The 21911-nt window shown below is 72.8% G+C and carries 6 protein-coding genes; all 6 read left to right on the top strand.

Going from position 1 to position 21911, the window contains the following annotated elements; translation table 11 throughout:
• Nucleotides 1–13: 13 nt before the first annotated feature.
• The 6 genes from F7Q99_RS16305 (at nt 14) to F7Q99_RS16280 (ending at nt 21817) form a co-directional block, all read left to right on the top strand.
• A complete protein-coding gene (locus tag F7Q99_RS16305) occupies nt 14–958 on the top strand; it encodes an MBL fold metallo-hydrolase (RefSeq protein ID WP_195911085.1) in 945 nt (314 codons plus the stop codon).
• Nucleotides 955–1554, top strand: coding sequence for a carboxymuconolactone decarboxylase family protein (locus tag F7Q99_RS16300; protein ID WP_153462270.1), 600 nt, complete (start codon nt 955–957; stop codon nt 1552–1554). Before F7Q99_RS16305 ends, F7Q99_RS16300 begins: the two co-directional genes overlap by 4 nt.
• 110 nt (nt 1555–1664) lie before the next feature.
• Nucleotides 1665–2879: a cytochrome P450 family protein gene (locus F7Q99_RS16295; RefSeq protein WP_153462268.1), complete on the top strand. Its 1215-nt coding sequence runs from the start codon at nt 1665–1667 to the stop codon at nt 2877–2879.
• A 40-nt stretch (nt 2880–2919) separates the two neighbouring features.
• Complete coding sequence (locus tag F7Q99_RS16290) at nt 2920–3957, top strand: methyltransferase (RefSeq protein ID WP_195911084.1); 1038 nt, start codon at nt 2920–2922, stop codon at nt 3955–3957.
• Between the two features lie 650 nt (nt 3958–4607).
• Nucleotides 4608–11111 (top strand): type I polyketide synthase, encoded by a 6504-nt coding sequence (locus F7Q99_RS16285; RefSeq protein WP_153462264.1) that lies wholly within the window; start codon nt 4608–4610, stop codon nt 11109–11111.
• Nucleotides 11108–21817, top strand: a complete 10710-nt coding sequence (locus tag F7Q99_RS16280) for a type I polyketide synthase (protein ID WP_230210238.1) — start codon at nt 11108–11110, stop codon at nt 21815–21817. Before F7Q99_RS16285 ends, F7Q99_RS16280 begins: the two co-directional genes overlap by 4 nt.
• Nucleotides 21818–21911: the final 94 nt, after the last annotated feature.

Raw genomic sequence — 21911 nt, 5'->3', positions numbered from 1 at the left:
CAAGGAGATACCTGTGTCCGTTCCGTTCACCACCGGCGTGCACCAGCTCGCGCCACAGACGTTCGCCTACCTGCAGGGCAGTTGCGCCACCGGGTTCGGCAACGCCGGCCTGGTGCACAGCGGTGAAGAAGCACTGCTCGTCGATACGTTGTTCTCCCTCGGCCAGACCCGGCAGATGCTGTCCGCCATCGCCGAAGCGGTGCCCACCGCGGACATCTGCTGGGTGGTCAACACCCACCACGACGGTGACCACTGGTGGGGCAACCAGCTCGTGGGGGACGCCATGATCGTGTCCTCCATCGCGGCGGCGCGGGCGATGCGCCACGCCGGTCCGGAGACAACGTCCCCGCTCCTGGCCCCCGACGCCGATCCCCGGCTGCGCAGGCACCTGGAGCCGTTCGACTTCTCCGGCATCACCCCGACCTACCCGACGATCACGTTCAACGGGGAGCTCGAGCTGACCGTGGGCCAACGGATCGTCCGGCTGATCGAGGCCGGCCCGGCCCACACGGTGGGCGACGTCATCGTCCACGTTCCCGATGCACGGGTCGTGTACGCCGGCGACCTGCTCATGTTCGGCACGCACGGCGTCATCCACTCCGGCCCCGTCGACAACTGCATCCGCGCCTGCGACACGATCCTCGAACTCGACCCCGAGTTCGTCGTCCCCGGCCACGGCCCGGTCGGCGGCAAGCAGGAGGTCGTCCAGGTCCGCGACTACCTGGAGCAGGTGAAGGCCCACGCCACCGCCGCCCACCAGCAGGGCAAGTCCCCCCTGGAGGCGGCTCGGGAATTCGACTTCAGCAGGTTCGCCGACTTCGAGAACGCCGAGCGCCTCGTCCTCAACATCGGTGCCGTCCACCGCGAACTCAACGGTGACGGCACTCCGGGACCGCTCCAGTGCCTGCACCACATGGTGGAGCTGGAGGAGTCCCTGAAAGCCGAGGTGACCGCATGACGAGTCAGAGCACCGCGCCCCGGATGGCTCCCGCGCCCGCGGCGCAGGTCCGTCCGCTGCTCGGGATGCCCGCCGAGGTCCAGACCGACCCCGATGGTCCGCTGGCCCACATGGTCGGCAACCCCGTGCCCAACGTCCTGGGCGTCATCGGCAACCACCCCGCGCTGCTGTCCGGGATGAACCCGATGCTCTCCACGCTCGGCCAGGGGAAGCTGCCCCTGCGCGACCGGGAGCTGATGGTGCTGCGGGTGGGGTACCTCCTGCAGTCGCACTACGAGTGGGCCCACCACGTGGCGATCGGCTCCCGGGCCGGTATCACCGAGGAGGAGATCGCCCGGGTCCCGGCCGGCCCGGACGCCCCCGGCTGGTCCGAGCACGATGCCGCCCTGTTGCGGGCGGTCGACGAGCTGCGCGGCCCGCGGGCCGCGCTGTCCGACCGGACGTGGCAGCAGCTCTCGTCGGCGTACGACGACCAGCAGATGCTGGAAGTGCTGGCGATCATCGGCGCGTACTCGATGCTCGCCTACATCCTGAAGTCCTGTGACGTCGCCGTCGAGGACTGGTTCACCGACCCCGCGGACCTCCCCAGACCTTAAGAGGCCGCAGACCGGTTCCACCGTGCGCACGCACGGAACCGACGCGGTGCGGCCGGTACGGGCCGCACCGTGTCCGCCATCAGACAAGTGATCTCAGGGGGAAAAGGACGATGAATCAGTTCGGCGGATCCGTGCAGGAAGAGGCAATCGGCACGGATTTCTTCGACGACCCGCACAAGTACTACCGGCGCTGGCGCAAGAACGGTCCCGTTTTCCGGGTCCGCCGGCCCAATGGTCTGCCGCACTGGCTGATCACCGGTTATGACGAGGCCCGCACCGCGCTCGCGGATCCGCGGATGCGCAAGAACGTCACCGATCTCTACGAGATCCTGCGCCGCGCCGCGCCGGACGGGCGGGGCGCCGGCGCCTCGGAACTGCTGAGCTCGCACATGCTGAACAGCGATGCGCCCGTGCACACCCGGCTGCGCAAGCTCGTCGGCCGGGAGTTCACCGGACGACGGGTCGCCGCCCTGCGGCCGCGCATCGAGCAGATCACCGAGGGCCTGCTCGACCGGATGGACGGCCAGGACGAAGTCGACCTGATCGAGGCGTTGGCGGCGCCGTTGCCGGTCATGGTGATCTGCGAACTGCTCGGTGTGCCGTTCGACGACCGGGAGAAGTTCCAGGAGTGGTCCAGGATCCTGCTGGACGCCGATCCCAGCGTCGACATGGCCGCGGTCTCGCAGCAGATGAGCGACTACCTGGCCGCGCTCCTGCAGGCCAAACGCGCCGAACCCGGTGACGACCTGCTGTCCGGGCTGATCGCCGACAGCGAGGACGGTGATCAGCTCAGCCCGGACGAGCTGATCGCGATGGCGTTCCTGCTGCTGGTCGCCGGGCACGAGACGGCGCTGCACCTGATCGGCAACGGCGTCTACCTGATGCTTCGGGACCGGGAGGCGCTGGAGGGGCTGCGGGCGCACCCGGACCGGATCCCCGCCGCGACCGAGGAGGTGCTCCGGCGCTTCGGTCCGGTCGGCTGGGCGACGATGCGGTACACCGGCGAGGCCGTCAGCCTCGGCGGTGTCACCATCCCGGCCGGAGAGCTCGTGTGCGTCTCGCTCGACGCGGCCAACCACGACCCCGCGTACAACGACGAGCCGCCCCGGCTGCACGAGGTGGACGAGAGCCCCAAGCACCTGGCCTTCGGGCACGGTATCCACTTCTGCCTCGGCGCCCCGCTGGGCCGGCTGGAGGCGAACGTCGCGTTCGCCCAGCTGCTGCAGCGGTTCCCCGGATTGCGGCTGGCGGATCCCGAGTTCTTCCCCGACTGGCGGATCGGCTTCATGCGCGGTTTCGGTTCCCTGCCGGTGCGCCTGAAGTGAGCGCCAGGACGGCAAGCACCGCACGATGAGGAAGGCGTCAATGACTGAAGCGAAGCACAAGCAACGACTGTTCGAATTGGCATTCGGGCACATGGCCATGCAGACGGTGTCCACCGCGGCGCGTCTGGGGGTGGCCGACACCCTCGGTGACGGCGAGCTGACCGGCACCGAGATCGCCGCCGCGCTCGGCACGGATGCTGCGGTGACCACCCAGCTGTGCAGTGCGCTCACCGCGCTCGGGGTCCTGACCCAGGCGGAGTCCGGGCACTTCCGGTTGACCGAGGTCGGCGCCCTGCTGCGGACCGATCGCGCCGACTCGCTGAACTCCTTCACCCGGATGTTCACCGATCCGGCGATCCAGGCGGCGTGGCGCGAACTGGACACCGCCGTACGCACCGGAGGTTCCACCTTCGGCACCGTCTTCGGAAAGTCGTTCTTCGAATACGTCGGGGGCGACCCGGAACTGTCGAAGAACTTCCCCGCCACGTTGCGGCAGAGTGCCGTGCAGACCGCGGAAGCGCTGCCGCACCATTACGATTTCGGCGCTTTCGGCACCGTCGCCGATGTCGCCGGCGGCAACGGCGCGGTGCTCGCCGCCGTCCTCGCCGCCCATCCGGGCCTGCGCGGCATCCTGTACGACACCGCCGCGGCGGTCGGCATGTCCGAAGGGACCCTGGCGGCGGCCGGAGTCGCCGACCGCTGCACCGTGGTCTCCGGCGACCTCGCGACCGAGGTGCCCGCCGGTGCCGACCTCTACCTGATCAAGAACGTCGTGCACTACGCCGACGACGAGCGCGCCGTCACGATCCTCGGCAACATCAGGCGAGCGATGCCCCCGCACGGCCGCCTGCTCATCGTGGATCCGGTCATGCCCGACACCGTCGACGGCTCTCTCCCGGACACGATGTACCTCAGCGATCTCCACATGCACCTCATCGGCGCGGCCCGGGGACGCACCAGGGCCCAGTTCGAAGGCCTCTGCGCGCGGGCCGGCTTCACCGTGACCCGGTTCGCCCTGCTGCCCGCTCCGATGGCCTTCTCGATGATCGAGGCGGTCCCCGGAGGCGGCGAGCACTGACGACCAACGGGCGACGGCTGCGCCCGTCCGCCCCAGCGTCCCGTTCCGGAGAAGCGACACCAACGCCTCTCCGGAGCGGGACGCTGTTCGTTTACATCGGTTCGTCACATCGGGTCGCTATCGACGCACGGGGATCGGCGGAAATCTGGCGCACCCGAACTGCCTGACGTCGTCGGCCACTTCACGTCGACGTCGTTCACCACGCCGTTGTTTCAGTGCCGGTCCAGACCACTGGCCAGAAGCTGACAGCGATGTTGATCACGCTTCGGCAGGGCTTCGCCGTGAACTCCCGCCTCGCCGGTCATCGGCCGCCTGCGAACACCCTGGCCAGTTCCAATCTCGATCACATTGGCAGGTAGCGGACAACGCTCTCATGACCGCACACGAAGATGCGTACCGTCACTTGCGGGCCTGCGGACATCGGCCCAAGACGGGGAATTGCCATGGCGGGGGAATGCCATGGCGGGGGAATGCCGGCACAACGGTGTGCCGGCGGCCGGGGTGCACGACAGCGTGCCGACGGCCGGGGTGGCTGCGTCGATCGGTCACATCGCTACCGGAAACCCTGATCCAGACGGCCCACGAAAGCGTGGCATGAGAGCAGCCGAGGACCTGGTTGCCGCCGTGCGCCCAGACGTGAAGGAGTAGGCATGGCCGCCGATAAGAAGGACATCGTCGGGGCCCTCCGGCAGTCGCTCAAGGAAACCGAGCGCCTCCGGCGGCAGAACCAGCAGCTTCTGGACCGTGCGGGCGAGCCGCTGGCGATCGTCGGCATGAGCTGCCGCTTCCCGGGTGGCGTGACGTCGCCGGAGGAGCTGTGGGAGCTGCTGGCGGCGGAGCGCATCGGGATCTCCGAGTTTCCGGACGACCGCGGTTGGGACCTGGAGCGGCTCTACGACCCGGACCCGGACCATCCGGGCACCTCCTATACGCGCAGCGGTGGATTCGTCGACCGGGTGGGCGAGTTCGACGCGGAGTTCTTCGGGATCAGTCCGCGTGAGGCGCTCGCGATGGACCCGCAGCAGCGGCTGCTGCTGGAGACGGCCTGGGAGGCGTTCGAGGACGCCGGCATCGACCCGCTGGCCCTCAAGGGCAGCGACACCGGCGTCTTCTGCGGCGTGATGTTCCAGGACTACGGCTTCGTCGCGGGGATGAGCGACCGGAGCGCCGAGATCGAGGGCTACCTCCCGACCGCCGCCGCCGGCAGCGTCGCCTCGGGCCGGCTCAGCTACACGTTCGGGTTCGAGGGGCCCGCGGTGTCGGTGGACACCGCGTGCTCCTCCTCGCTCGTCGCCGTGGACCTGGCGGCCAAGTCCCTGCGCGCGCGGGAGTGCTCGCTGGCGCTGGTCGGCGGCGTGACGGTGCACCCGAGGCCGAACAACTTCATCGAGTTCAGCCGGCAGCGGGCCCTGTCACCGGACGGGCTGTGCAGGGCGTACGCGGCGGCCGCGGACGGCGTGGCCTGGGGCGAAGGCTCGGGACTGCTGCTGATGGAGCGGCTGTCGGACGCCCGCCGCAACGGTCACCGCGTCCTGGCCCTCGTGCGCGGCAGCGCGGTCAACCAGGACGGTGCGAGCAACGGGCTCACCGCGCCGAACGGCCCGTCGCAGGAGCGCGTGATCCGGCAGGCACTGACGAACGCCGGGCTGAGCGCGGCCGACGTGGACGCCGTCGAGGGCCACGGCACCGGCACCAAGCTCGGTGACCCGATCGAGGCGGAAGCCCTGCTGGCGACCTACGGGCGCGAGCGGTCGGACGGCCCGCTGCGTCTCGGCTCGGTCAAGTCGAACATCGGGCACACGATGGCGGCGGCCGGTGTGGCCGGCGTGATCAAGATGGTCATGGCGATGCGGCACGAGGTGCTGCCCGCCACCCTCCACGTGGACGCGCCGTCGCCGCACGTCGACTGGGCCTCGGGCGAGGTCGAGCTGCTGACCGAGGCGCAGAAGTGGCCGGCCACGGAGCGACCGCGGCGCGCGGGTGTGTCCTCGTTCGGCATCAGCGGCACGAACGCGCACGTCATCCTGGAGGAGGCGCCGATCGAGGAGCCGCAGCCGGACGAGGACGGGAACGCGGCCCAGCCGCCGTCGGTGGTGCCGGTGCTGATCTCCGCGCGGAGTGAGGCGGCGCTGCGCGAACAGGCCGACCGCCTGCGGGCCCGCATGATCGCCCAGCCGGGCGTCTCCGTCCTGGACATCGGCTTCTCGTCGGTGACGACGCGGGCGCAGCTGGAGCACCGCGCGGTCGTGGTGGCTCCGGACCGCGGTGCGCTGTTGAGCGGTCTGGCGGCCCTCACCGCGGCCGACCCCGCCGCGCATGTGCTCGAGGGTCGGCCGGGGAACGGCAAGGCCGTGTTCGTCTTCCCCGGTCAGGGGGCGCAGTGGGTCGGCATGGCGGTCGAGCTGCTGGACTCCTCGCCGGTGTTCGCCGAGTCGATCGCCGCGTGTGGTGAGGCGCTGTCGGAGTTCGTCGACTGGCGTCTTGAGGACGTGCTGCGGTCGGTGGAGGGTGCGCCGTCGTACGAGCGGGTGGACGTCGTGCAGCCGGCGCTGTTCGCGGTGATGGTGTCGCTGGCGGCGCTGTGGCGCTCGTACGGCGTCGAGCCGTCTGCCGTGGTCGGCCACTCCCAGGGCGAGATCGCCGCCGCGTGCGTCGCGGGTGGACTCTCGCTGCAGGACGGGGCCCGGATCGTGGCCCTGCGCAGCCGGCTGGTCCTCGAGCGGCTCGCCGGCCGGGGCGGCATGGTCTCCGTGGCACTGCCCGTGGAACGCGCCGAGGAACTCCTCCAGCCCTACCGGGGCCGGATCTCGGTCGCCGCGGTGAACGGCCCCGCGACGGTGGTGATCGCCGGCGAACCCGGGGCACTGGACGAACTCATCGCCGCCTGCGAGCGCGACGGCGTGCGCGCGCGCAGGATCAACGTGGACTACGCCTCGCACTCGGCGCAGGTCGAGGCCGTCGAGACGGAACTGCTGGACGTGCTCGCGCCGATCGCGCCGGTCTCCGGGCAGATTCCGTTCTACTCGACCGCCACCGGCGGCTTCGTCGACACCAGGACGCTGGACGCACGGTACTGGTACGGAAACCTGCGCGGCCGAGTCGGCTTCGAGCCCGCGATCCGCGCACTGATCGACAACGGCGTGACCTTCTTCGTCGAAGTGTCCCCGCACCCGGTCCTGACGATGGCCGTCGAGGAGACGGCCCAGGCCCACGGTGCACAGGACCGCGTCGGCGTCGTCGGTTCGCTGCGCCGTGACGAGGGCGGTCCGCGACGGTTCACGACCTCGCTCGCCGAGGCCCACGTGAGCGGCGTCGCCGTCGACTGGCCCGCGTACTTCGCCGCCAGCGGCGCACAGCAAGTACCGCTGCCCACCTACGCGTTCCAGCGCGAACGGTACTGGCTCACCCCCAGCGCAGGCACCGGGGACGCCACCGCGGCCGGACTCCACCGCGTCGACCACCCCGTCCTGGCCGCCGCCGCACAACTCGGCGACCGCGACGAATGGCTGTTCACCGGCCGCCTGTCGATCGACGCACAGCCCTGGACCCGCGACCACGTCGTCTTCGGCATGGTCCTGGTCCCCGGCACCGCCCTCGTCGACATGGCCCTCACCGCCGGCGCCACCGCCGGCTGCCCCGTCCTCGACGAACTCGTCATCGAAGCCCCACTCATCCTCGACGAGGCCACCGCACGCCACCTCCAAGTCACCGTCGGCCAGCCCGGCGACGACGGCCGCCGCGAAATCGCCGTCTTCTCCCGCCCCGAAACCCACAGCCAGGACGGACAACCGGAAACCACCTGCCACGCACGCGGCTGGCTGACCACCCACGCCAAAGCCCCGGCCCCGTTCCCCCTACAGTGGCCGCCACCCGGCGCCCAGCCCGTCCCCGTCGAAACGCTCTACCCGCGACTGGCCGACCTCGGCCTGGACTACGGGCCGCTGTTCCAGGGTGTGCAGGCGGCGTGGCGCAGCGGCTCCGAGGTGTACGCCGAGGTGGCGCTGCCCGACGACGCCGGAACCGACGGATTCGGCGTCCATCCGGCGCTGTTCGACGCCGCGCTGCACGGCGTGATGCTGGACAAGGACGCGGGATCGTCGGTCGACCTGCCGTTCTCGTGGTCGGGCGTGCAGCTCGGCCGGACGGGCCTCACCCGGGTACGGGTGCGGATCGGCTCGGCGGGCGGGTCCGCCCTGCGGATCGACGCGGTCGATGACACCGGTGCCACCGTCGTGGCGGTCGGCGCCCTCGCCCTCCGCCCGACCGAACCGGCGCAGCTCGAGAGCGCCCAGCGCACCATGCGGAATTCGCTGTTCCAGGTCGACTGGGCCGAGGTCGCGGCCGAGTCCCCGAAGCCCGTGCGGCTGGCCGTCCTCGGCGAGTCGGCGGCCCTCGGCGACCTGACGGCGCAGGGTGAGCGGTTCGCGGATCTGGACGCGCTGGAGAAGGCGCTCGCCGACGGCGCGGCCGTGCCGGACGCGGTCCTCGCCGGATTCGACACCCCTGCCCGGACCGGCGACGCGGCCGAGGCCGCCCGGATGACCGCGGGCCGCGCGCTGGAACTGGTGCAACGCTGGCTGGCCAGCGACCGGCTGGGCGACGCACGGCTGGTCCTCGTGACCCGCAACGCCGTCACGGTGGGCGACGAGACACCCGACGTGACGCAGGCCCCGGTATGGGGCCTGGTCCGCAGCGCCCAGTCCGAACACCCCGGGCGATTCATCCTGGTGGACCTCGACGGCAACGGCGAGCCGCAGTGGGGGGCGCTCCTCGACCTCGACGAGCCGCAACTGGCGGTGCGCGAAGGCCGGTTGACGGCACCGCGACTCGGGCGTGCGCCCGCGGCGGCAGCCGATGACCTGTGGCGGCTGGCGATCACGCGGAAGGGGTCGCTGGAGAACCTGGCGATCGTCCCGTCCGAGGCCGGCCGGCCGCTGGGCGCGGGTGAGGTGCGGATCGGAGTGCGGGCCGCGGGCCTGAACTTCCGGGACGTGCTGATCGCGCTCGGGATGTATCCGGGCGAGGCGCCGCTGGGCAGTGAGGCGGCAGGCGTCGTGCTGGAGGTCGGCTCCGGGGTGACGGACCTGGTGCCGGGTGACCGGGTGTTCGGCCTGGTCACGGACGCGTTCGGGCCGGTGACGGTGGCCGACCGGCGGACGGTCGCGCCCATGCCGGCCGGTCTCACCTTCGCCGAGGCCGCCGCCGTCCCCGTCGTCTACCTGACGGCGTACTACGGGCTGGTCGACCTCGCCGACCTGCGGGCCGGCGAGAAGCTGCTGGTGCACGCGGCCGCCGGCGGCGTCGGCATGGCCGCGATCCAGCTCGCCCACCACTTCGGCGTCGAGGTCTTCGCGACCGCGAGCCCCGGCAAGTGGGACGCCGTCCGCGCCCTGGACGTGCCGGCCGAGCGGATCGCCAACTCCCGCGACCTCGGGTTCCGCGACGCGTTCCGGGAGGCCACCGGCGGCGCGGGCGTGGACGTGGTGCTCAACTCGCTGGCCGGCGAGTTCGTCGACGCCTCGCTGGAGCTGCTGCCGCGCGGCGGCCGCTTCCTGGAGATGGGCAAGACCGACCTGCGCGACCCGGAGGCCGTCGCCCGGCAGCACGCCGGCGTGCACTACCGCGCGTACGACCTGGTGGCCGCCGCCGGGCCGGAGCGCATCCAGCAGATGCTGGTCGAGATCGCCGAGCTGTTCGAGCGCGGGGTGCTCACCCCCTCGCCGATCCGTTCGTGGGACGTGCGCCGCGGCCAGGACGCCTTCCGCCACCTGCGCGAGGGGCGCAACGTCGGCAAGGTCGTGCTGACCGTACCCGCGGCGCCGGATCCGGACGGCACGGTGCTGATCACCGGTGGCACGGGTGGTCTGGGCGCGCTGTTCGCCAAGCACCTGGTCGAGCGGCGCGGAGCGAAGCACCTGCTGCTGGTGAGCCGCCGCGGCCCGGCCGCCGAGGGCGTGGACAGGCTGGTCGCCGAGCTGGAGGCGCTCGGCGCCCGGGCGCGGGTCGCCGCCTGCGACGTGTCCGATCGCGGCCAACTGGCCGAGCTGCTGGGCTCGTTGGAGCGGCCGTTGACGGCGGTCGTGCACGCGGCGGGTGTGCTGGACGACGGTGTCGTCGAGTCGCTGACCGCGGAGCAGGTGGCCCGGGTGATGCGCCCGAAGGTGGACGCCGCCTGGAACCTGCACGAGCTGACCGCAGGAATGGAGCTGGCGGCCTTCGTGCTGTTCTCCTCCGCCGCCGCGCAGCTGGGCAACCCCGGTCAGGCGAACTACGCCGCCGCCAACGCCGCCCTCGACGCCCTCGCACACCAGCGGCGCGCGGCAGGGCTGCCGGCCACCTCCCTGGCCTGGGGCCTGTGGGCGGACGCGACCGGCATGACCGGCGAGCTGGACGAGGCCGACCTCGCGCGCATGGAGCGGACGGGCATCGGCGCGCTCTCCGCCGACCTCGGCCTCGAACTGTTCGACGAATCACTGCGGTTGGACGCCGCGCTCCTGGTGCCGATCCAGTTGGACCTGGCCGCCCTGCGGATGCAGGCGCGGGCGGGGATGCTGCCGGCGCTGCTGCGCGGTCTGGTGCGCACCCCGGCCCGACGGAGGGAATCCGCGGGCGGGTCGCTGGCGCAGCGGCTGGCCGCGGTGGCCGAGGCCGACCAGGAGCAGGTCGTCCTCGAAGTGGTCCAGGCGCAGGTCGCGGCCGTCCTCGGCCACGCCTCCGGCACGGCGATCGATCCGGAACGCGCCTTCAAGGACCTCGGGTTCGACTCGCTGGCCGCGGTCGAGCTGCGTAACCGGCTCAGTCAGGTGGCCGGGCTCCGGTTGCCGGCGACGCTGGTCTTCGATCACCCGACGCCGCTCGAGGCGGCGCGGTCGATCCTGTCCCTGGTCGGTGGAACGGGCGGCATCGAGCAGCCTTCGCCGCTCGATCAGGAGCTGCAGCGGCTGGAAGCTTTGCTGATCACGGTCTCCGGCCACGAGAAGCAACTCGCGGACGCCGAACCGCGGCTGCGTTCGCTCAGCAACCGGCTCCGGGCCCTGCTGGGCGTGACCGGCACCGAGGACGCCGCCGACGACGACACCTTCGAAGACGACCTCGACTTCGTCTCTGACAGCGACATGTTCGACCTGATCGACAAGGAGCTCGGATCCGCATGACCGGGAAGATGGACGACGACCGCAGCGGACCGGTGGGCGGACCGATGAGCGACGAGCAGAAACTCCGCACCTACCTGAAGCGCGTCACCACCGAACTGCGCACCGCCAACCGGCGGGTGCGCGATCTGGAGCAGCGTGACGTCGAACCGATCGCGATCGTCGGCATGAGCTGCCGGTTCGCGGGCGGGGTGACCTCGCCCGAGGAGCTGTGGCGGCTGGTCGCCGAGGGCCGGGACGGGATGGGCCCGTTCCCGACCGACCGTGGCTGGGACCTGGAGAGGCTCTACGACCAGGACCCGGAGCGGCCGGGCAGCGCGTACGCCGTCGAGGGTGGTTTCGTCGACACGGCGACGACGTTCGACGCGGACTTCTTCGGGATCAGTCCGCGTGAGGCGCTGGCGATGGACCCGACGCAGCGGCTCACGCTGGAGACCGCGTGGGAGGCGCTGGAGGACGCGGGCATCGACCCGTCCAGTCTGAAGGGCAGCGACACCGGCATGTTCGCCGGCACCGTCTCCTCGGACTACGGGCCGTCCACGCTGCCGGAGCTGGAGGGGTTCCGGGTGACCGGCACCCAGAGCAGCGTGATGTCGGGGCGCGTCGCGTACTCGCTGGGCCTGGAAGGCCCGGCGGTGTCGGTGGACACCGCGTGCTCGTCCTCGCTGGTGGCGATGCACCTGGCGGCGAACGCGCTGCGCTCCGGTGAGTGTTCGCTGGCGCTCGCGGGCGGTGTGACCGTGCTCGCCGGGCCGTTCCTGTTCGTGGAGTTCAGCCGTCAGCGCGGGCTCGCGCCGGACGGGCGGTGCAAGGCGTACTCGTCGGATGCCGACGGGACCGGGTTCTCCGACGGCGTCGGCCTCGTGGTGCTGGAGCGGCTTTCGGACGCCAGGCGGAACGGGCGGAAGATCCTCGGCCTGATCCGCGGCAGCGCGGTCAACCAGGACGGTGCGAGCAACGGGCTCACCGCGCCGAGCGGGCCGTCGCAGGAACGGGTGATCCGGCAGGCACTGGCCAGTGCCGGACTGTCGCCGGCGGAGATCGACGCCGTCGAGGGCCACGGGACCGGCACCAAGCTCGGCGACCCGATCGAGGCGCACGCGCTGCTCGCGACCTACGGGCGGGAGCGGGCCGGGGACGACCCGCTGTGGCTGGGGTCGATCAAGTCCAACATCGGTCACACGTCGGCGGCGGCCGGTGTGGCGGGTGTGATCAAGATGGTGATGGCGATGCGGCACGGCGTGCTGCCGCGGACGCTGCACGTGGACGAGCCGTCGCCGCACGTGGACTGGGAGTCCGGGCGGGTCGAGCTGCTGACCGAGGCGCGTCCCTGGCCGGCGGGCGAGCGCCCGCGACGGGCGGGCGTGTCGTCGTTCGGCGTCAGCGGCACCAACGCGCACCTCATCGTCGAGGAGGCGCCGGCGGACGAGCCGGCCGAGACCCCCGAGGGCGAGGTCGCCCGGCCCGCCGGCGCGGTGCCGGTGGTGCTGTCCGCGCGCACCGACGCGGCGCTGCGGGCGCAGGCCGAGCGGCTGCGCGAGCGGGTGACCGCCGACCCGGACGCGTCGGTCGCGGACCTCGGGTTCTCGTCGGTCGCCTCGCGGGCGCTGCTGGAGCGCCGCGCCGTGGTCGTGGCCTCCGGGCGCGACGAGCTGATCGAGCGCCTGGCCCAGGTCGCGGCGGGTGTGGGTGCTGTCGGCGGGAAGTCGGCGTTCCTGTTCACCGGCCAGGGCTCGCAGCGCACCGGCATGGGCCTCGAACTCACGGGCGCGTTCCCGGTGTTCGACCATGCACTGACCGACGTGTGTGCGGAGCTGGACCCACGACTGGGGCGCTCGGTACGGGAGTTGATCGCGGGCGGCGGCGAGGAGCTGAACTCCACCGAGTTCACGCAGGCCGCGCTGTTCGCCGTCGAGGTCGCGCTGTTCCGCCTGGCCGAATCGCTCGGCCTGCGGGCCGACTACCTGGTCGGGCACTCGGTCGGCGAGATCGCCGCCGCACACGTCGCCGGGGTGCTGTCGCTCGCCGACGCCGCCGAACTCGTCGTCGCACGCGGCCGGTTGATGGGTGCGCTGCCCGCCGGCGGCGCGATGGTCGCCGTGCAGGCCGGCGAGGCCGACGTCGCCGAGTCGCTGGCCGGCTTCGAGGGCCGACTGGAGATCGCCGCCGTCAACGGCCCCACCGCGGTGGTCGTTTCGGGCGACGAGGACGCCGTCGAGGAGTGGCTGCCCGAGGTCGAGGGCCGCAGGACGACGCGCCTGCGCGTCTCGCACGCCTTCCACTCGCCCCGCATGGAGCCCATGCTCGACGAATTCCGTGCGGTCGCACGGAGGTTGACGTACGCCGAGCCGCAGATCCCGGTGGTCTCGAACGTCACCGGCAGCCTGGTCGAGGCCTTCGACGCCGAGTACTGGGTCCGGCACGTCCGCCAGGCCGTCCGCTTCGCCGATGGCGTGAACACCCTGTGGGAGCTGGGAGTCCGCCGCTTCCTGGAACTGGGCCCCGACGCTGTGCTGACCGCCATGGCCCGTCAGTGCGTCGACGAGGACGCGGAGGCCGTGTTCGCGGCGGCGCTGCGCGCCAAGCAGGACGAGCGGGAGACCTTCGCCGGATTCCTCGGCCGGGCCCACACCGCCGGTGCGGGCGTGGACTGGAACGCCTTCTACGCCGGCACCGGCGCCAGGACCGTCGACCTGCCGACCTACGCCTTCCAGCGCGAGCGTTTCTGGCTGGCCCCGAACGCCGGAACGGCGGACGCCGTCGCGGCCGGACTCGGCCGCATGGACCACCCGCTGCTGGCGGCGGCGATCTCCGTCGGCGACCGCGACGAGTGGGTCTTCACCGGCCGCGTCTCCACCGAGACCCAGCCCTGGGCCGCCGAGCACGTCCTCCTCGGCACCATGGTCGTGCCCGGCGTGGCACTGGTCGAACTGGCCATCGCCGCCGGCCGCCGGGTGGGCGTGCCGGTGGTGGACGAGCTGGTGCTCGAGTCGCCGCTGATCCTCGAGGACGGTGTCGCCCGGCAGCTGCAGGTCACCGTCGGCGAGCCCGACGACGACGGCCGCCGCGACGTGGCGCTCTACTCGCGCCCGGAAACCGACACGGAGGACGGCGACCGGGACATCACCTGCCACGCCCGGGGCGTCCTGGGCGCCGACGCCGCGCCCGTCGCGGACTGGCCGGCGCAGTGGCCGCCGCAGGACGCCGAGCCGATCCCGGTCGACGAGCTGTACACGCGCCTCGCCGACATCGGCTACGACTACGGCCCGCTCTTCCACGGCGTCGAGGCCGTCTGGCGCGCCGGCGACGAGACCTACGCCGAGGTGACCCTGCCCGAGGGCCACGAGGGTTTCGGCATCCACCCGGCGCTCTTCGACTCCGCCCTCCAGAGCGGCGTCATCCTGCTCACCGAGAACGGTGCCGGCGCCCACCTCATGCCGTTCAGCTGGAACGGCGTGCAGCTCGACCGCACCGGCGCCACGCGGCTGCGGGTCCGTTCCACCATGACCGGCGGCACCTCGCTGCGGCTGGACGCCGTCGACGCGGACGGGACGCCGGTGGTCTCCGTGCGCTCCCTCATCGTGCGCCCCGTCCAGCAGGCGAACCTCGAAGGTGCCGGGCGAGGCAGGCAGAACGCGCTGTTCCGGGTCGACTGGGCCGCGGTCACCGCCGAGGACTCCGCCGGGCCGGTCCGCATCGCGCTCCTGGGCGCGGGCGACACGGGCGAAGAGCACCACTACACCGATCTGGCCGCGCTGGAGGAGGCGCTCGCCGACGGCGCCGAGGCGCCGCAGGCGGTCGTCGCCGCGATCGAGGCCCCGTCCGGTGCCGCTGATGCGGCGGAGGCCGCGCGGGTGACCGCGGGCCGGGCGCTGGAGCTGGTGCAGCGCTGGCTGGCGAGCGAGTGGCTGACCGACGCGCGGCTGGTCGTGGCGACGCGCAACGCCGTCGCGGTGGGCGAGGAAGCGCCCGACGTGGCGCAGGCCCCGGTGTGGGGCCTGGTGCACAGTGCCCAGTCCGAGCATCCGGGCCGCGTCCTGCTGGTGGACCTCGACGGCGACGGCGAGCCGGACTGGAGCGGGCTGCTCGCTTCGGACGAGCCGCAGCTCGCGGTGCGCAAGGGTGAGGTGCTGGCGCCGCGGCTCGTGCGCGCCGAGACGGCGGCACCGGGTACGGGCTCGCCCCTGGATCCGGACGGCACGGTGCTGATCACCGGTGGTACGGGTGGTCTGGGCGCGCTGTTCGCCAGGCACCTGGTCGAGCGGCACGGCACGCAGCACCTGCTGCTGGTGAGCCGCCGCGGCCCGGCCGCCGAGGGCGTGGACGAGCTCGTCGCCGAGCTGGAGGCGCTCGGCGCCCGGGCGCGGGTCGCCGCCTGCGACGTGTCCGATCGCGTCCAACTAGCCGAGCTGCTGGGCTCGTTGGAGCGGCCGCTGACGGCGGTCGTGCACGCGGCAGGCGTGCTGGACGACGGTGTCGTCGAGTCGCTGACCGCCGAGCGGGTGGCCCGGGTGATGCGTCCGAAGGCGGACGCGGCCTGGCACCTGCACGAGCTGACCAAGGACCGGGACCTGTCGGCGTTCGTGCTGTTCTCCTCGGTGGCCGCGCTGATCGGCAGCCCCGGCCAGGCGAACTACGCCGCCGCCAACTCCGCCCTCGACGCGCTCGCGGCGACGCGGCGCGCGGCAGGGCTCCCGGCGACCTCGCTCGCCTGGGGCCTGTGGGCGAACGCGACCGGCATGACCGGCGAGCTGGACGAGGCCGAGCTCGCCCGGCTGGAGCGGATGGGCGTCGGCGCGCTGCCGACCGAGCTCGGGCTGGACCTGTTCGACCGGGCCCTCGGCGCGGACACCGCGCTGCTGGCGCCGGTGCGGCTGGATCCGGCCGCGCTGCGGGTCCAGGCGCGGGCCGGGATGCTGCCGGCACTGCTGCGCGGACTGGTCCGGGTGCCGGCACGGCACGCCGCAGCGGGCGGGTCGCTGGCGCAGCGACTCGCCGAGGTGGCGGAGGCCGACCGGGAACGGGTGGTGCTCGAACTGGTGCAGGCGCAGGTCGCCTCCGTCCTCGGGCACGCGTCCGCCGCCGCGATCGGCGCCGAACGGACCTTCAAGGACCTCGGGTTCGACTCGCTCAGCGCGGTCGAACTGCGCAACCGGCTCACCCAGGCCACCGAGGTGCGGCTGCCCGCCACGCTGGTCTTCGACCACCCGAGCCCGCTGGCCGTCGCCCGGCTGATCCTCACCGAGGTCGGCGCCGTCACGCAGGCGCCGCGCCCCGCGGCGCGCCCTCGGCGACGGACGGCCACCGACGAGCCGCTGGCGATCATCGGCATGAGCTGCCGTTACCCCGGCGGGGTGACCTCGCCGGACGAGCTGTGGGAGCTGGTCGCGTCGGGCCGTGACGCCGTGTCGGGGCTGCCGACCGACCGCGGCTGGGACCGCGACATCTACGACCCGGACCCCGACCAGCTCGGGAAGGTGTCCACCCGTGGCGGCGGGTTCCTGGACCGGGTGGGCGAGTTCGACGCGGAGTTCTTCGGGATCAGTCCGCGTGAGGCGCTCGCGATGGACCCGCAGCAGCGGCTGCTGCTGGAGACGGCCTGGGAGGCGTTCGAGGACGCCGGCATCGACCCGACGTCGATGCGCGGCAGCGACACCGGCGTCTTCTGCGGCGTGGTCACCACGGACTACGGCGACGCGATGACGGCGGAGATGGAGGGCTACCGCCTGACCGGCAACACGACCGCCGTGGCGTCGGGCCGGATCTCCTACACCCTGGGGCTGGAAGGGCCCGCGGTGTCGGTGGACACCGCGTGCTCCTCGTCGCTGGTGGCCCTCCACGTGGCCTCGCAGGCGCTCCGCAACGGCGAGTGCTCGATGGCGCTGGTCGGCGGCGTGACCGTGCTGGCGGGGCCGTACCTGCTCACGGAGTTCAGCCGCCAGCGGGCGGTGTCGCCGGACGGGCGCTGCAGGGCGTACGCGGCCTCCGCGGACGGCACCGGGTTCGCCGAGGGCGCGGGTCTGCTCGTCGTGGAGCGGCTGTCGGACGCGCGCCGCAACGGTCACCGCGTCCTGGGCCTGATCCGCGGCGGCGCGGTCAACCAGGACGGTGCGAGCAACGGGCTCACCGCGCCGAACGGCCCGTCGCAGGAGCGCGTGATCCGGCAGGCGCTGGCAAACGCCGGGCTGAGCGCGGCCGACGTGGACGCCGTCGAGGGCCACGGCACCGGCACCAAGCTCGGTGACCCGATCGAGGCACAGGCGCTGCTGGCGACCTACGGGCGCGAGCGGACCGATGGCCCGCTGCTTCTCGGCTCGGTCAAGTCCAACATCGGGCACACCTCGGCGGCGGCCGGTGTGGCCGGCGTGATCAAGATGGTCATGGCGATGCGGCACGGCGTGCTGCCGCGGACGCTGCACGTGGACGCGCCGTCGCCGCACGTCGACTGGGCCTCGGGCGAGGTCGAGCTGCTGACCGAGGCGCAGAAGTGGCCGGCTTCGGAGCGGCCGCGGCGTGCGGGTGTGTCGTCCTTCGGTGTGAGCGGCACGAACGCGCACGTCATCCTGGAGGAGGCGCCGGTCGAGGACCGGGCGCCGCTCCAGGGCGATCCCCGTCCGCTGGCGGCGGTGCCGGTGGTGGTGTCCGGCCGGAGTGAGGCGGCGCTGCGCGAACAGGCCGACCGCCTGCGGGCACACCTGCTCGCGCAGCCGGACGTCTCAGTCCTGGACGCCGGCTTCTCGGCGGCGACGACGCGAGCGCAGCTGGAGCGCCGCGCCGCGGTGGTGGCCTCCGACCGTCAGGAGCTGCTCGCCGGGCTGGCGGCCCTTGCCACCGCGGAGCCTGCCGCCAACGTCGTCGAGGGCCAGGCGGTCGGCAACAAGCCCGTGTTCGTGTTCCCCGGTCAGGGGGCGCAGTGGGTCGGCATGGCGGTCGAACTGCTCGATTCCTCACCGGTGTTCGCGGCGGAGATCGCCGCGTGCGGTGAGGCGCTGGCGGAGTTCGTCGACTGGAGGCTGGAGGACGTCCTTCGCGGCAGCGAGGGCGCGCCCACGTTCGAGCGGGTGGACGTCGTGCAGCCGGCCCTGTTCGCGGTGATGGTGTCGCTGGCGGCGCTGTGGCGCTCGTACGGCGTCGAGCCGTCTGCCGTGGTCGGCCACTCCCAGGGCGAGATCGCCGCCGCCTACGTCGCGGGCGGCCTGTCGCTGCGCGACGCGGCCCGGATCGTCGCGGTGCGCAGCCAACTCGTCCGCGACCGGCTCGCAGGCCTGGGCGGCATGATGTCCGTCCCCCTGCCCGTCGACCGCATCGAGGAACTGCTCAAGCCCTACGACGGCCGCCTCTCCGTGGCTGCCGTCAACGGCCCCGCCGCCGTGGTCGTCGCGGGCGAACCCGCCGCGCTGGACGAGGTGTTCGAGGCCTGCGAGCGCGACGGCATCCGGGCGCGCAGGATCAAGGTCGACTACGCCTCGCACTCCGCGCAGGTCGAGATCATCGAGACCGACCTGCTGGAGGTGCTCGCCCCGGTCGAGCCGACCAGCGGCCGGGTCCCGTTCTACTCCACCGTCGTCGGCGGGTTCATCGACACCTCGGCGATGGACGCGGCCTACTGGTACCGGAACCTGCGCGGCCAGGTCGGCTTCGAGCCGGCGATCCGCGCGCTGATCGACAACGGCACCGGCTGCTTCCTGGAGATGTCCCCGCACCCGGTGCTGACCATGGCCGTGGAGGACGTCGTCGAGGCGCAGGACGCCGACGACCGGGTCTCCGTGGTGGGTTCGCTGCGCCGTGACGAGGGCGGTCCGCGACGGTTCACGACCTCGCTCGCCGAGGCCCACGTGAGCGGCGTCGCCGTCGACTGGCCCGCGTACTTCGCCGCCAGCGGCGCACAGCAAGTACCGCTGCCCACCTACGCGTTCCAGCGCGAACGGTACTGGCTCACCCCCAGCGCAGGCACCCAGGACGCCACCGCGGCCGGACTCCACCGCGTCGAACACCCCGTCCTGGCCGCCGCCGCACAACTCGGCGACCGCGACGAATGGCTGTTCACCGGCCGCCTGTCGATCGACGCACAGCCCTGGACCCGCGACCACGTCGTCTTCGGCATGGTCCTGGTCCCCGGCACCGCCCTCGTCGACATGGCCCTCACCGCCGGCGCCACCGCCGGCTGCCCCGTCCTCGACGAACTCGTCATCGAAGCCCCACTCATCCTCGACGAGGACACCGCACGCCACCTCCAAGTCACCGTCGGCCAGCCCGGCGACGACGGCCGCCGCGAAATCGCCGTCTTCTCCCGCCCCGAAACCCACAGCCAGGACGGACAACCGGAAACCACCTGCCACGCACGCGGCTGGCTGACCACCCACGCCAAAGCCCCGGCCCCGTTCCCCCTACAGTGGCCGCCACCCGGCGCCCAGCCCGTCCCCGTCGAAACGCTCTACGCCGGCGTGAACGAGCACGCGCACCTGACCGACCTCGGCTTCGACTACGGCCCCGCCTTCCGGGCCGTGCAGGCGGCGTGGCGCCTCGGTGAGGACGTCTACACCGAACTGGAGCTGCCGGAGGTCGCAGGCTCCGCCCGGGGGTTCTGCCTGCACCCCGCCTTGTTCGACTCCGCGCTGCACGGCGGGCTCGGCATGCTCGACGAGGGCACCGACTCCCAGGGCGGGCTGCCGTTCTCCTGGTCCGGGGTGCGGATCGAGCGCGCCGGCCTCACCCGGCTGCGGGTGCGGATCGGCCTGGCCGGTGAGACCGCGTTGCGGCTCGAGATCGCCGGTGAGGACGGCCTGCCGGTCGCGAGCGTGGAGCGGCTCGACGTCCGTCCGGTGGAGCAGGCGCAGTTGGAGGCCGCCCGCCGGAGCGGGCAGCGTTCGCTGTACCGGGTCGACTGGGCCGCCGTCGCGGCCGGGAAGTCGCCTGCGCCGGCGCGGGTGGCGATCCTCGGAGAGCTGGCCGATCTGGGTGAGCGGTTCGCGGATCTGGACGCGCTGGAGAAGGCGCTCGCCGACGGCGCGGCAGTGCCGGACGCGGTCCTCGCCGGATTCGACACCCCTGCCCGGACCGGCGACGCGGCCGAGGCCGCCCGGATGACCGCGGGCCGCGCGCTGGAACTGGTGCAACGCTGGCTGGCCAGCGACCGGCTGGGCGACGCACGGCTGGTCCTCGTGACCCGCAACGCCGTCGCGGTGGGCGACGAGACACCCGACGTGACGCAGGCCCCGGTATGGGGCCTGGTCCGCAGCGCCCAGTCCGAACACCCCGGGCGATTCATCCTGGTGGACCTCGACGGCAACGGCGAGCCAGGATGGGAGTCGCTCCTCGACCTCGACGAGCCGCAACTGGCGGTGCGCAAGGGTGAGGTGCTGGCGCCGCGGCTCGTGCGCGCCGAGACGGCGGCACCGGGTACGGGGTGGTCCCTGGATCCGGACGGCACGGTGCTGATCACCGGTGGTACGGGTGGTCTGGGCGCGCTGTTCGCCAGGCACCTGGTCGAGCGGCACGGCACGCAGCACCTGCTGCTGGTGAGCCGCCGCGGCCCGGCCGCCGAGGGCGTGGACGAGCTCGTCGCCGAGCTGGAGACGCTCGGCGCCCGGGCGCGGGTCGCCGCCTGCGACGTGTCCGATCGCGTCCAACTGGCCGAGCTGCTGGGCTCGTTGGAGCGGCCGCTGACGGCGGTCGTGCACGCGGCGGGCGTGATGGACGACGGCGTGGTCGAGGCGCTGACCGCCGAGCGGCTGGCCCGGGTAATGCGCCCGAAGCTCGACGCGGCCTGGCACCTGCACGAACTGACCGCCGGGACGGACCTGTCGGCGTTCGTGCTGTTCTCCTCGATGGCCGGGCTGGTGGGCAGCCCCGGCCAGGCGAATTACGCGGCGGCCAACGCCTCCCTCGACGCCCTCGCACACCAGCGGCGCGCGGCCGGCCTGCCGGCCACCTCCCTGGCCTGGGGCCTGTGGGCGGACGCGACCGGCATGACCGGCGACCTCGGCGAAGCCGAGCTCGCCCGGCTGGAGCGGATGGGCTCCGTCGCGCTGTCGGCCGAGCTCGGGCTGGAACTGTTCGACCAGGCCGGGGACTTCGATGCGGCGCTGCTGGTCCCGGCCCAGCTGGACATGGCCGCGCTGCGGGTCCAGGCGCGGGCGGACCAGCTGCCCGCCCTGCTGCGCGGACTGGTGCGCATGCCGGCACGACGCGCGGAGCCCGCGGGCCCGTCGCTGGCGCAGCGGCTGGCCGGGGTGGCCGAGATCGGCCGGGAACGGGTGGTTCTCGAACTGGTGCAGGCGCAGGTCGCGGCCGTCCTCGGCCACGCCTCCGCCGCCGCGATCGAGCCGGACCGGCCGTTCCAGGAGCTCGGGTTCGACTCGCTGGGCGCCGTCACGTTGCGCAACAGGTTGAACCAGGCCGTGGGGGTGCGGTTGCCCGCGACGCTGATCTTCGACCATCCGACGCCGGCGGCGATCGCCCAGCTGCTCCTCTCCGAGATCGGCGGCGCCGCCACGGAGCCGCTGATCGACCAGGAGCTGAAGAAGCTGGAAGGCCTGCTCACCGCAGCCGAACCCGGCGAGCAGCAGCGGGTCGCAGGACAGCTGCGCGCGCTGCTGGCCGCCCTCACCGATGGCGGCGGCGGCCAGAGCAAGAACGATCTCATCGAGGCGGCCACGACCGCCGACGAGGTCTTCCGGCTGATCGACGCCGAGTTCGGCGAGGCCTGACGAGACCGCCCGGGTGCGGCCGCGGTCCACGCGGCCGCACCCGGGCCTCGCCTGCCGAGCACCACCGCTTATCTGTCTTGGGGACGGGGAGATC

The sequence above is a fragment of the Streptomyces kaniharaensis genome, from assembly GCF_009569385.1.
Lineage (GTDB): Bacteria > Actinomycetota > Actinomycetes > Streptomycetales > Streptomycetaceae > Kitasatospora > Kitasatospora kaniharaensis.
This window is presented reverse-complemented; position numbering and strand designations above follow the sequence as displayed.